Origin of the sequence: Streptomyces sp. SID486, from assembly GCF_009865385.1 — a bacterium.
GTDB lineage: Bacteria > Actinomycetota > Actinomycetes > Streptomycetales > Streptomycetaceae > Streptomyces.
The window spans coordinates 1-10,792 of sequence record NZ_WWJT01000013.1 but is presented as its reverse complement, the minus strand read 5'-3'; the positions used below and the strand labels follow the sequence as shown (position 1 = coordinate 10,792).

Sequence of the window (10,792 nt, the reverse complement as noted above, 5' to 3'; positions counted from 1 at the left end):
GGCGGTGCGGCCGGCCGCGGGTGACCCGCGGCCGGCGGGCGGCGGCCGTCACGGCCCCGGCGCCCTTGGTGCCGGAGTCTCAGCAGCCGGCCAGGTAGTTCGTCAGCGCGCTCTTCTCGGCGGAGTCGACCGAGAGGTCGTAGTAGTACTTCACCTGCACCCAGGCGCGCACGTAGGTGCAGCGGTAGGCGGTGCGGGACGGCATCCAGGTGGCCGGGTCCTGGTCGCCCTTGGCCTGGTTGACGTTGTCCGTGACCGCGAGGAGCTGCGGGCGGGTGACGTCGTTGGCGAAGCCCTGCCGCTGGGCGGTGGTCCACTTGCTCGCCCCGGAGTCCCACGCCTCGGCGAGCGGCACGAGGTGGTCGATGTCCAGGTCGGACGCGGCGGTCCAGGTGGCGCCGTCGTACGGGGAGTACCAGCTGCCGCTGGTGGCGGCACAGGCGGAGTCGGTGACGACGTTCGAGCCGTCCCGCTTGAGGATCCACTCGCGGGTGTTGCAGCTGCCGGAGATGGTGATCCAGGTCGGGAAGAGGTCGCGGTCGTAGCCGGTGCGGTTCTCGGTGGCCACGGTGAGCTGGGAGAGGTAGCCGCGGGCGGTGGCCGCGCTGACCGGCGTGGGCAGCGCCGCGGAGGCGTTCGGGGAGTTGAACAGGGCGACGGAGGCGATCAGGCCGGTGAGGGCCGCGAGGACACTCGTCCGTCGACGCGCGTAGAACCTGGGCATGCGGGGAACTCCCTTGTGGGGTGGGGGTGTTGGAGCACGGGCGAAGGAATGCTCGCGGTGCCGTGTTGCCGGTGGGTGAGCGCTCGGTGAGAAGCTAGTGACGCGCTCATGACACGACAAGGCGTCCGGCACGGTTCACGACTGAACTTTCACATCCCGTACGATGGGAGGCGCAGAAGGGGAGTAGCTCTTCGCCGGACCGTCGACATACTGCTCAGCGAGCCTGAGCCGGCGCCCGGAGGCGGACCACCGGATCCCATCGGGGCCCGCCAGCGAGACCTTCGGCAAGCAGTGCACGCCCGTGCCTCCCGGCGCGGGTGCCATGTGCGCTGCCGTGCCGAGGTGTCATCGCGTGACGTACCGCACTCTCGGCGGGGCAGCCCGACCGATTGAGGAACCTTGATCAGCATCACCGTGACGGCGCTCGTGTTCGGCGTCGTCTTCCTCGCCGAGCTGCCGGACAAGACCGCGCTCGCCGGCCTCGTCCTCGGCACCCGTTACCGCGCCTCCTACGTCTTCGCGGGCGTCGCGGCCGCCTTCCTGCTGCACGTCGTGCTCGCCGTGGCGGCCGGCAGTGTGCTCACGCTGCTCCCGCAGCAGATCGTGCACGCCGTCACCGGCGTCCTCTTCCTCGGCGGTGCCGCGATGCTGCTGCTGAAGAAGGACGAGGGGGACGAAGAGGTGAAGAGGCCCGCCGACCAGTCCTTCTGGAAGGTCGCGGGCACCGGCTTCATGCTCATCCTGGTCGCCGAGTTCGGTGACCTCACCCAGATCATGACCGCCAACCTCGCCGCCCGCTACGACGACCCGATCTCCGTCGGCCTCGGTGCCGTGCTCGGTCTGTGGGCCGTCGCCGGCCTCGGCATCGTCGGCGGAAAGGCGCTGATGAAGCGGGTCCCGCTGCGGCTGATCACGCAGGTCGCGGCGCTGCTGATGCTGGCGCTCGGCGTGTGGAGCCTGTGGGAGGCCGTGAGCGGCTGAGCCGAACGGCGGACGAATGCCCGCCGGGACGGTGGCGGGAACCGGGGCTGTTTTGTACCGTGGAGGAACAAAGTGGCTCCCGCCCGTTTTCCCTGACCGGCGGGCGGGGCCGCCTTGTCCCTCCCGTCGTCCCTCACGACACGGGTCTTCACGTCACTGGAGCTGCCGATGCCGGCCACCGCCACCCCCGCCGTCCTCACCGCCCGCGCCCTCCTGCTCGACATGGACGGCACCCTCGTCGACTCGGACGCCGTGGTCGAGCGCATCTGGCGGCGCTGGGCCGGGCGGAACGGGCTGGACGGCGACGAGGTGATGAAGGTCGTGCACGGCCGGCAGGGGCACGCCTCCATGGCCGTACTCCTGCCCGGCCGGCCCGTGGAGCAGAACCTCGCGGACAACGCCCGGATGCTCGCCGAGGAGACCGCCGACACCGACGGTGTGATCGAGGTTCCCGGCGCCGGGGCCTTCCTCGCCGCGCTGGCGGAGCTGCCGCACGCGCTGGTGACCTCCGCCGACCTGGCCCTGGCCACGGCCCGCATGCACGCCGCGGGTCTGCCCCTGCCCGCCGTACGGGTCACCGCGGAGTCGGTGGGCGCGAGCAAGCCCGACCCCGAGGGGTTCCTCAAGGGTGCCGCCGAACTCGGTGTCGACCCGGCCGACTGCGTCGTCTTCGAGGACTCCGGCGCGGGGATCGCGGCGGGCCGCGCCGCGGGGATGCGGGTCGTGGGCGTCGGTCCGCGAGCCGCTGTCCACGAGCCGGATGTGGCTGTGCGGGACCTCACGCGGGTGCGGGTGGAGGCGCAGGCCGACGGTACGGTGCGGCTGCGCCTGGGCTGAGACCGCGAGGCAGGTGCGCGCTGCGGTGCGGACGGTCCGGTGGCGCGGGGCTGCGGTGCGGATGGCCCGGTGGCGCGGGGCGCGCTCCGGACGGTCAGGCTGTCCGGGAGCGGGAGCGGGAGCGGGAGCGGGAGCGTGGGCGGGAGCGGGAGCGTGGGCGCGTCCTACGGGTCCGTCGTCTCGGACTCCAGGCTCCTCCGGGTCGCCGGGCCGTACTCCCCGGGAAGGTCGCCGAGGATGCCGCGGGCCAGCTGGTAGGTGCGGACGGATGTCTCCACCGAGCGCCCGAAGACGCCGTCGACCGGATCCCCGTAGAGGTTCAACTGCCTCAGCCGCAGCTGGAGTTCCGCGACCTCCGGGCCCGTGTCGCCGCGTCGCAGCACCGGTGCCGCGGCGGGCGTGGTCCGCGGGGTGCCCGGCGCCTTCGTCCCGGAGGGGCTCGGTGAGGCGGTGGGCGAGGCACTGCCCGACGCCGTGGGTGTCGGGGTCGGTGACGGTGACGTGGTGGTGGCCGAGGGGCGCGGGTCCGCCGGCGCCGAGGAGGACGGGGCCGGTGAGCGGGGTGGGACGGGCGGGGCCGGTGCCCTCACCGAGGCGGGCGCCCGCGAGGTGGCGTCCGGGATGCTCTCCCTGACCTCCTGCACCTCGGCCGCCCGGTCCCTGGCCGGTGCGTGGTAGGAGAACAGCGCGAACGCGGCCGCCGCCACGACCGCCACCCCCGCGCTCGCGGCCGCCAGCAGCGCGGTACGGCGTGGGCGGGGGCCGGATCCGCCGTCCCGCGGCCCGCCCGGTGCCGACCCTGCGGTGCCGGCGGTCTCCGCGGTGCCGACACCGCCGTCGGCGCTGACGACTTCGGCCGTGCCGGCCGTACCGGTGATTTCGTGAGTGGCGTGAGTGGCGTGAGTGGCGACGGTTGCGGCGGTGCCGTCGGTGCCGCCGACGCCGGCGCCAGGGGTCCCGGCGGGTCCGGCGGTTCCGGCGGCCGGTGGAGCGGGGGCGGCCATGCCGGTCGGCGGGCGCGGTGACGCGGGCGGGCCGGGGTCCGGCGCCGGGTCGGGGACGGCCGGGACCTCGATGTACGGGCGGATCCGCAGGGGGTCGAAGTCCTCCGCCGCGGCCGCCTCGGCCGTGCGCGCCTCACGCAGTGCCTCGGACGCTTGTCGCGTGCAGTCGCACGCCGGTGTGTTGTCCGGCCCCCTCGGTGTCCCGCACCGCGGGCACGCGGCCCGTTGGTTCCCCGTCACCGTTCGGCCCCTCCCCTCGGGAACTTCAGAGAATATGCGGATCCCCGCCGCGTCCCCCAGGACTCGACAGGCCATAAGCGGTGACACCGATCACGATGGAAGAGGTGCACCCGAGCCCCGGGAGGTCTCCATGGCCCTGGACACGCACGGCACGGCACAGGACGCGCGCAGCGGCGAACGCGTTCCGGGCGGCGTTCTCGTCCCGATCGGCGCCCTGCTGCTGGGGCTGCTGCTCGCCGCCCTCGACCAGACCATCGTGGCGACCGCGCTGCCGACCATCGTGAGCGATCTCGGCGGCCTCGAACACCTCTCCTGGGTCGTCACGGCCTATCTGCTGGCGTCGACCGCCGCGACCCCGCTGTGGGGCAAGCTCGGCGACCAGTACGGCCGCAAACGGCTGTTCCAGGCCGCCATCGTGATCTTCCTGATCGGCTCGGCGCTGTGCGGCATGGCACAGGACATGCCCCAGCTGATCGGCTTCCGGGCACTGCAGGGCCTGGGCGGCGGCGGCCTGATCGTGCTGTCCATGGCGATCGTCGGCGACCTCGTGCCGCCCCGCGAACGCGGGCGCTACCAGGGGCTGTTCGGTGCGGTGTTCGGCGCGACCAGCGTGCTCGGGCCGCTGCTCGGCGGGCTGTTCACCGAGCAGCTGAGCTGGCGCTGGGTGTTCTACGTCAACCTGCCCCTCGGAGTGATCGCCCTGGTGGTGATCGCCGCCGCACTGCGCATCCCGCGCCGTACCGCTCCGCACGTCATCGACTACCTGGGTACTTTCCTGATCGCCGCCGTCGCCACCTGCCTGGTCCTCGTCGCCTCGCTCGGCGGCACCACCTGGGCGTGGGACTCGGCGCAGATCATCGGGCTCGCCGTGCTCGGCGTCGCGCTCGCCGCGGCCTTCGTCGCCGTCGAACGCCGGGCCGCCGAACCGGTCCTGCCGCTCAAGCTGTTCCGCATCCGCACCTTCACCCTGGCCGCCCTCATCAGCTTCATCATCGGCTTCGCCATGTTCGGCGCGATGACCTACCTGCCGACCTTCCTCCAGGTCGTGCACGGCATCTCGCCGACCCTGTCCGGGGTGCACATGCTGCCGATGGTGGCCGGTCTGCTGCTGTCGTCCACGGTCTCCGGGCAGATCGTCAGCCGTACCGGCCGCTGGAAGGTCTTCCCCGTGGCCGGCACCGCCGTCACCACCGTCGGACTGCTCCTGCTGCACCGGCTCGACGAGTCCAGCTCCACCGCCGAGATGAGCGTCTACTTCTTCGTCTTCGGTCTCGGACTCGGCCTGGTCATGCAGGTCCTGGTGCTCATCGTGCAGAACGCCGTGTCGTACGAGGACCTGGGCGTCGCCACCTCCGGCGCCACCTTCTTCCGCTCCATCGGCGCCTCCTTCGGCGTGGCCGTCTTCGGCTCCCTCTTCGCCGGCCGCCTCGGCGACAAGCTCGCCGACGCCTTCCGGGGCGTACGCCTGCCGCCCGGGGCGGGCGCCGACGCGCTGAAGGCCGACCCGCGGGGCATCGCCGCCCTCCCGCCCGCCCTGCGCCCGGCGGCCCTGCACGCGTACGCCTCCGCCATCACCGACGTCTTCCTCTACGCGGCACCGGTCGCCCTCCTCGGCTTCCTGCTGGCCTGGTTCCTGAAGGAGGACCGGCTGCGCGGCTCGGTCACCGCTCCGGACGCCTCCGAGACCATCCCGCCGAACCCGGTCGAGCGCTCCTCCTACGACGAGACGTGCCGCGCCCTGTCCGTCCTCGGCACCCGCGAGGGCCGCCGCGAGGTCTACCGGGAGATCACCGCGCGGGCCGGGTACGACCTGCTGCCCGCCGCCAGCTGGCTGCTGCTGCGCGTGCGCCGCTACGGCTCCGTCGAACCGGGGATGCTGGCCGAGCGCACCGCGGTCCCGATCCAGGTGGTCATGTCCGCCGCCCGCCAGGTCGAGGAACGGCGGCTCGCCGAGCGCGAGGGCCTGGACCTCGTCCTGACCGGCACCGGGCGCGAGGTCGCCGAGCGGCTCGCCAAGGCCCGCGAGGAGTCCCTGGCCGAGCTGCTCGGGGACTGGTGGCGGCCCGGCCGCCCGGCCGACCTCACCCAGCTGGTCCGGGAACTCACCGGCGAGCTGTGCGGCGCCGAGAGCGAACGCCCGCACAACGGCGGACGGGGCAGGGCCGCCGGTCTCAGCTGACGGCCCTCGCCGCCTCCGGCCCCGCGCCCCGCTTCAGCTCCTTGCGGAACCAGTGCTCGGCGTACGGCCGGGTGTGGTGCGGGCCGGTCTCCGTGTAGCCGAGCCGGGCGTACAGGGCACGGGCCTCGACCAGGTCGCCGCGGGTGTCCAGGACGATCCGCCGGGCGCCCAGCAGCCGGGCGGTCCGCTCGGCGGCGGCCACGAGCCGTGCGGCCCCGCCCCGGCCGCGCCGCTCCGGCAGCACGAACACCCGGGTCAGCTCGGCGGTGTCCGGGTCCAGCAGCCGTACGCCCGCCGAGCCGGCCGGCGTGCCGTCGTACCGCCCGATGAGCAACCGGCCCGTCGGCGGGGCGAGTTCCGCGCCGGTCGCCGCCGCGATCTCCCGCTCCAGCTCGTCGGCATCGGTACGGCGGCCCTCGTGCAGCAGGTACCAGCGGTCGCTGACCTCCGTGTAGTACGCCCGCCACAGCGCGGCGGCGGCCGGCGAGTCGTACGGCTCCGCGGTGATCGTCCATGTCATGCCGGGCTCCGTGGTGGTCTTCCCTGTCATGCCGGTCATTGTCGGCAGCCGTCCCGGACCCCGGTCAACCGTATTCGCGATGCCCCGGGCGCGACCGGCCCCCGCGTCCCCGGGCCCCCGGGCGGCGGCGCGGACCGTTTGCGGGGCGGGTTCCGGGTCACCCGGAGGAGGAACCGGCCGGCGGGGCCGGACCGAGGGGAAGGCAATCATGTCCACAGGGCTGATCATTTTGTTGATCGTGATCGCGGCGGTCGTGGTCCTCGGCGCAGCCGCCCTGCTCCTGCGTGGCCGCGGACAGCACGGCGGGCCCAGCCTGAAGCGGCGCTTCGGGCCCGAGTACGAGCGGACGGTGGCCCTGCACGACGGGGACACCAAGGCCGCCGAACGCGAACTCGCCGAGCGCGTCGAACGCCACGGCGACCTGCACGAGAAGCCGCTGGACGGCGCCGAGCGGCAGCGGTACGCGGACCGCTGGACGGCCGTACAGGAACGCTTCGTCGACTCCCCGCGCGAGGCCGTGGCCGAGGCCGACCGGCTGCTCGCCGAGGTGGCCGCGGTCCGCGGCTACCCCGACGGCGGGCGTTACGAGGAACAGCTCGCCGCGCTGTCCGTGCACCACGCCGACCACGTCGACGGCTACCGGCAGGTGCACCGGGTGGCCCGGACGGGCGCCGGCGACGGTACGGGCGAGTCCGGCGCGGGGACGGAGGAGCTGCGCTCGGCGCTGCTCGGCGCCCGCGCCCTCTTCGACGACCTGACCAGCGCCGAGTCCGGCCGGCACCGGGCCTCGGGCGGCACGGGCCGCACCACCACCCTCGACAAGAGCCGCACCCACGCCCGTTCGCACGCGCCGTGGGCCCTGCACCGGAGCCGACCGAAGGAGAGCTGAGCGTCATGGCGGACAGGACGAGCGACCCGGGCGACGCCCGGCGCTACGCACAGCGGCCGGCCGACGAGGCCGTGCCGGGCGACGAGCGGCTGTCGCCGCAGGAGGAGTGGGCGCCGGGAGACGCGGCGCCGGGTCGGCGGATGGCGGCGGAGGGCCGCCCCGAGGACCGGATACCGGCGGAACCGGGTCCGGCCGGGCACACGGACCGGCTGCCCGGCTCCGCCGGCCCCGGCCGGGAGGGCCTGACGGGTGACGACCGCATGCCGGAGGACACCCCGATGCCGCCGCCGGGACCGGCGGGAGTCCCCGAGACGGGGCGGACGACCGGCGCGGGCGCCGGGCAGTGGCACGGCACGGAAGGGCTCCGCCCCGGCACGGAGGACATGGGCGCAGGGGTGGACGACGGGTTCACCGCGAGCCATCGCACGGAGCAGGCGGCGTTCTCGGAGGACGGCCGGATGCCCGACAACGGGCTCGGCGCGCCCGCCGTGGGCCACACCGGCGCTCGCGAGGCGGGCGGCACCGACTCGCCGGGCCGGGACACCTGGCCGGCGGCCGCCGGCGGCACGGGCGCCACGGCACCGGCCGCGGGCACGGTCGGCGGGACCGGCGCGACGGCACCGGCCGCAGGCACGGTCGGCGCGACGGCACCGGCCGGGGGTGCGGTCGGCGGGACGGCACCGGCCGGGGGTGCGGTCGGCGGGACCGGCGAGGCGCCCTCCGGGACCGGCGCGCCGCTGCTGGCGCACGAGGAGAGCGAGCGGTGGGAGCGGCAGCTGAAGGAGGTGGTCGGCGGCTTCGTGGACGAGCCGAGGGCCGCGGTCGAGCAGGCCGACCGGACGCTGGAGGAGATCGCGGCACGGTTCAGCGAGGCCGTGACGCGGCGCCGCCGTACCCTCCGCATGTCCTGGGAGGGCACCGAGGGCCGGGGGCCCGGCGCCGAGACCGACACCGAGCAACTGCGGCTCGCCCTGCGCGACTACCGGGAGCTGGCCGGACGCCTGCTACACGGCTGACTCCGGAGCGTCCCCCGTGGCGGCAGCCCTGCGCTGCCGCCACTGCCGCACGACCTCTTCCACGTCGTACGGCTTCTTCCCCAGCGGCGGGCCCGGCGGCGGCTTGAACATCATGTCCCGGATCCGCACGTTGACGTCCTCGAGGATCTTCCGGGCGATGCGCTCCGAAGGCGCCGCTAGGGCCGCCGCCAGCGCGTCCTCCGCCTCCTTGCGCAGCGCGAGAGCGGGCGGCAGCATGGCCAGCCCCTCCCGCGCCATCTTCCGCTTGACCCACCACAGTTCGTCGTAGGTGGAGTCGACCTCCGTGGGCAGCGGCTCCCCCGCCCCCGGCAGCCGGTCGAACTCCCCTCGCCGCTGCGCGGCCTGTATCTGCTGGTCCACCCAGGACTCGAACGGCACTCCCGGTGGCTTTCGCTCGGTCATGGACCCATTGTGCCGGACGGGACCGCGCCGGGCGTTTTATCATGCGGCGGCGGTACGGCAATCCGCCCGCCGCGCCAGGACGTTCCAGGGGGACCGCTCGTGCTCGAACTCACCATGGCCGCCGTCTCCGGGGCGGACGCGGGTGCCACCGCCGGTATGACGATGGCGGAGGCGCCCAGCGAGCCCGGCGCCGTGCTGCGGGTCGGCCGGGACGCGGCGCTGTGCCGGCTGGTCACCCCTGAGGACTGGCTGTTCGTCTCCCGCGTCCACCTGGAGTTCCGGTGCGGTCCGGACGGCACCTGGCAGCTGTCGTGGCTGCGCGGTTCGCAGCCCGACCCGGCGTCCGAGGTCCGGCTCACCTCCGGGCCGCACACGCAGTCCGTCGGCTACGGCGCGAGCGTGCCGCTGCCCCACGGCGGGTCCGGCGAGATCGTCGTCCAGGACCGCACCGCGCCGCGCAGCGTCAACGTCGGCTTCTACCACGAGGTCTGAGGCCCCGCCAGGCGCCCGCGCCGGGCTCAGCCCAGCACCCGGGCCAGCGCGAAGCCGTCGTAGCCCTTGCTGCCGACCGTCTGCAGTGCCGTGCCGCTCAACCGCGGGTGGCCGGCGATCAGTTCGATCGCGGCGCGGGTGCCGACGACGTCCGGTTCGGCGCTGTCCGCGTCGGCCACCCGGCCGCCGCGCACCACGTTGTCCACGACGATCAGGCTGCCGCCGCGGGTGAGCCGCAGCGCCCACTCCACGTAGTGCCGCTGGTTGGCCTTGTCCGCGTCGATGAACACCAGGTCGAAGGGGGCCGGGTTCTCGTCGGCGAGCTTGGGCAGCGACTCCAGGGCCGGCCCCACGCGTACCTCGACGATCCGGTCCAGGCCGGCCCGGGCGATGTTGCGGGTGGCCACGTCGGCGTGTCTGGCGTTGTACTCCAGCGAGATCAGCCTGCCGTCCTCGGGCAGCGCACGCGCCATCCAGATCGTGCTGTACCCGCCGAGCGTGCCGATCTCCAGGACGTTGCGGGCGCCCTGCAGCTGGGCGAGCAGCTGGAGGAACTTGCCCTGCGCGGCCGTGACGGAGATGCCGGGCAGCCCGGCGGCCTCACTCTCCCGCAGGGCCGCCCGCAGCGCGTCGTCGTCCGGTGAGAGATTGCTGATCAAGTAGTCGTCGACGTCGTCCCAGAGCTGCGACCCGCTCATAGCGTCTGCTGCCTTTCCCGAGTGTCTTCCGGGGGCTGTACCGATTTGCCCGCTTCGATGATCTCAGCCGAGCGGCTCGGGCGGGGCGACCGGCGGCGGGGGAGTCACGGGCCGCCGCGAGTGGCGTACGGCGGCCAGGGCGACGGCCGCGACGACCACCGCGAGTGCTCCGCCGACCGTCAGCGACCAGGCCGGGATCCCGGCGAGCCGGCGCAGCTCGTCGTCGTGGACCACCTGCTGGACGGGGGTGTCGGCGGCGGCCCGGCGCAGCTCGTGGTCGCCGGAGACACGGGCGGGGTCGGGGAAGCTCTGGGTGAGCGCCGTCAGGTACGGGGTGCCGGCGGCCAGCGTTCCCAGGGCGTCCTCGCGGGGGCTGAGCCGGCCGGCGAACACCACGGCGGGCGGCGCGCCGCCGATCGCGCCGCTCGTCTCCATGCGGTGTGCGGCGAGCACGTACAGGCCGAGCGACTGCGGGGTGGCGGCCAGCCGGGACAGGCGCATCGGATAGACGGGCCGGTCGGCGGCGAAGGTGAGGTGCAGCGGGTCGAGGGCGCCGTGCAGCGGGGTGCCGTGCGTGCGGGGGACGAGGCGGACGGCGACGTACTCCCAGTGCCGGTCGACGTACGGCCGCAGGGCGGTCTTCAGCCGGGCGGGCAGCGAAAAGCCGTGAGCGTGCAGCCACTCCTGGAGGGCGGCCGGGTCGGTGGCGGTCAGCCGGGCCACGTCGAACGGGCCGAGCCGCTGGCGGCCGACGACGCCGACGGCGGCGGGGCCGGCGGCCGCGGGGAG

The 10,792-nt window shown here is 74.5% G+C and carries 12 protein-coding genes; 6 read left to right on the top strand and 6 right to left on the bottom strand.

The window, feature by feature from the left end; translation table 11 throughout:
- Nucleotides 1-79: 79 nt before the first annotated feature.
- A complete protein-coding gene (locus GT045_RS00970; protein WP_161295818.1) occupies nt 80-724 on the bottom strand; it encodes an HNH endonuclease family protein in 645 nt (214 codons plus the stop codon).
- Between the two features lie 399 nt (nt 725-1,123).
- Between GT045_RS00970 and GT045_RS00965 the strand changes: the two genes are divergently transcribed.
- Nucleotides 1,124-1,705 (top strand): TMEM165/GDT1 family protein, encoded by a 582-nt coding sequence (locus GT045_RS00965; RefSeq protein WP_161295819.1) that lies wholly within the window; start codon nt 1,124-1,126, stop codon nt 1,703-1,705.
- Between the two features lie 168 nt (nt 1,706-1,873).
- Complete coding sequence (locus tag GT045_RS00960; protein WP_161295820.1) at nt 1,874-2,542, top strand: HAD-IA family hydrolase; 669 nt, start codon at nt 1,874-1,876, stop codon at nt 2,540-2,542.
- 164 nt (nt 2,543-2,706) lie between these two features.
- On the opposite strand, the gene GT045_RS00955 is transcribed toward GT045_RS00960, so the two are convergent.
- Nucleotides 2,707-3,786, bottom strand: coding sequence for a peptidoglycan-binding protein (locus GT045_RS00955; protein ID WP_345942513.1), 1,080 nt, complete (start codon nt 3,784-3,786; stop codon nt 2,707-2,709).
- A 130-nt stretch (nt 3,787-3,916) separates the two neighbouring features.
- Here GT045_RS00955 and GT045_RS00950 point away from each other — a divergent pair, with 130 nt between their 5' ends.
- Nucleotides 3,917-5,965 (top strand): MFS transporter, encoded by a 2,049-nt coding sequence (locus GT045_RS00950; protein ID WP_161298764.1) that lies wholly within the window; start codon nt 3,917-3,919, stop codon nt 5,963-5,965.
- Here GT045_RS00950 and GT045_RS00945 read toward each other — a convergent pair.
- Nucleotides 5,958-6,485: a GNAT family N-acetyltransferase gene (locus GT045_RS00945; protein WP_161332981.1), complete on the bottom strand. Its 528-nt coding sequence runs from the start codon at nt 6,483-6,485 to the stop codon at nt 5,958-5,960. The two genes, GT045_RS00950 and GT045_RS00945, sit on opposite strands and share 8 nt — an antisense overlap.
- A gap of 208 nt (nt 6,486-6,693) precedes the next feature.
- Here GT045_RS00945 and GT045_RS00940 point away from each other — a divergent pair, with 208 nt between their 5' ends.
- Complete coding sequence (locus tag GT045_RS00940) at nt 6,694-7,374, top strand: hypothetical protein (protein WP_161298763.1); 681 nt, start codon at nt 6,694-6,696, stop codon at nt 7,372-7,374.
- A 5-nt stretch (nt 7,375-7,379) separates the two neighbouring features.
- Nucleotides 7,380-8,390 (top strand): hypothetical protein, encoded by a 1,011-nt coding sequence (locus GT045_RS39320; protein WP_237538247.1) that lies wholly within the window; start codon nt 7,380-7,382, stop codon nt 8,388-8,390.
- On the opposite strand, the gene GT045_RS00930 is transcribed toward GT045_RS39320, so the two are convergent.
- Nucleotides 8,379-8,813 (bottom strand): DUF1992 domain-containing protein, encoded by a 435-nt coding sequence (locus tag GT045_RS00930; RefSeq protein ID WP_161298746.1) that lies wholly within the window; start codon nt 8,811-8,813, stop codon nt 8,379-8,381. The two genes, GT045_RS39320 and GT045_RS00930, sit on opposite strands and share 12 nt — an antisense overlap.
- Nucleotides 8,814-8,912: 99 nt before the next feature.
- On the opposite strand from GT045_RS00930, the gene GT045_RS00925 reads away from it, so the two are divergent.
- Nucleotides 8,913-9,305, top strand: coding sequence for a hypothetical protein (locus GT045_RS00925; protein ID WP_161298745.1), 393 nt, complete (start codon nt 8,913-8,915; stop codon nt 9,303-9,305).
- Nucleotides 9,306-9,331: 26 nt separating this feature from the next.
- On the opposite strand, the gene GT045_RS00920 is transcribed toward GT045_RS00925, so the two are convergent.
- Both GT045_RS00920 and GT045_RS00915 read right to left on the bottom strand, forming a co-directional pair.
- Nucleotides 9,332-10,003 carry an O-methyltransferase gene (locus tag GT045_RS00920; RefSeq protein ID WP_161298744.1) on the bottom strand — a complete coding sequence of 224 codons (672 nt, stop codon included), beginning with the start codon at nt 10,001-10,003 and terminating at the stop codon, nt 9,332-9,334.
- Between the two features lie 63 nt (nt 10,004-10,066).
- Nucleotides 10,067-10,792, bottom strand: a 726-nt coding sequence (locus GT045_RS00915; RefSeq protein ID WP_161332979.1) for a DUF2330 domain-containing protein, incomplete at its 5' end; no start/stop codon positions are given.

Bases quoted from the DNA above. Each gene is read 5' to 3' on its own strand.
- GT045_RS00970 (WP_161295818.1), bottom strand. From the start codon at position 724: ATGCCCAGGTTCTACGCGCGTCGACGGACGAGTGTCCTCGCGGCCCTC.
- GT045_RS00960 (WP_161295820.1), top strand. From the start codon at position 1,874: ATGCCGGCCACCGCCACCCCCGCCGTCCTCACCGCCCGCGCCCTCCTG.
- GT045_RS00950 (WP_161298764.1), top strand. From the start codon at position 3,917: ATGGCCCTGGACACGCACGGCACGGCACAGGACGCGCGCAGCGGCGAA.
- GT045_RS00945 (WP_161332981.1), bottom strand. From the start codon at position 6,485: ATGACATGGACGATCACCGCGGAGCCGTACGACTCGCCGGCCGCCGCC.
- GT045_RS00940 (WP_161298763.1), top strand. From the start codon at position 6,694: ATGTCCACAGGGCTGATCATTTTGTTGATCGTGATCGCGGCGGTCGTG.
- GT045_RS39320 (WP_237538247.1), top strand. From the start codon at position 7,380: ATGGCGGACAGGACGAGCGACCCGGGCGACGCCCGGCGCTACGCACAG.
- GT045_RS00930 (WP_161298746.1), bottom strand. From the start codon at position 8,813: ATGACCGAGCGAAAGCCACCGGGAGTGCCGTTCGAGTCCTGGGTGGAC.
- GT045_RS00920 (WP_161298744.1), bottom strand. From the start codon at position 10,003: ATGAGCGGGTCGCAGCTCTGGGACGACGTCGACGACTACTTGATCAGC.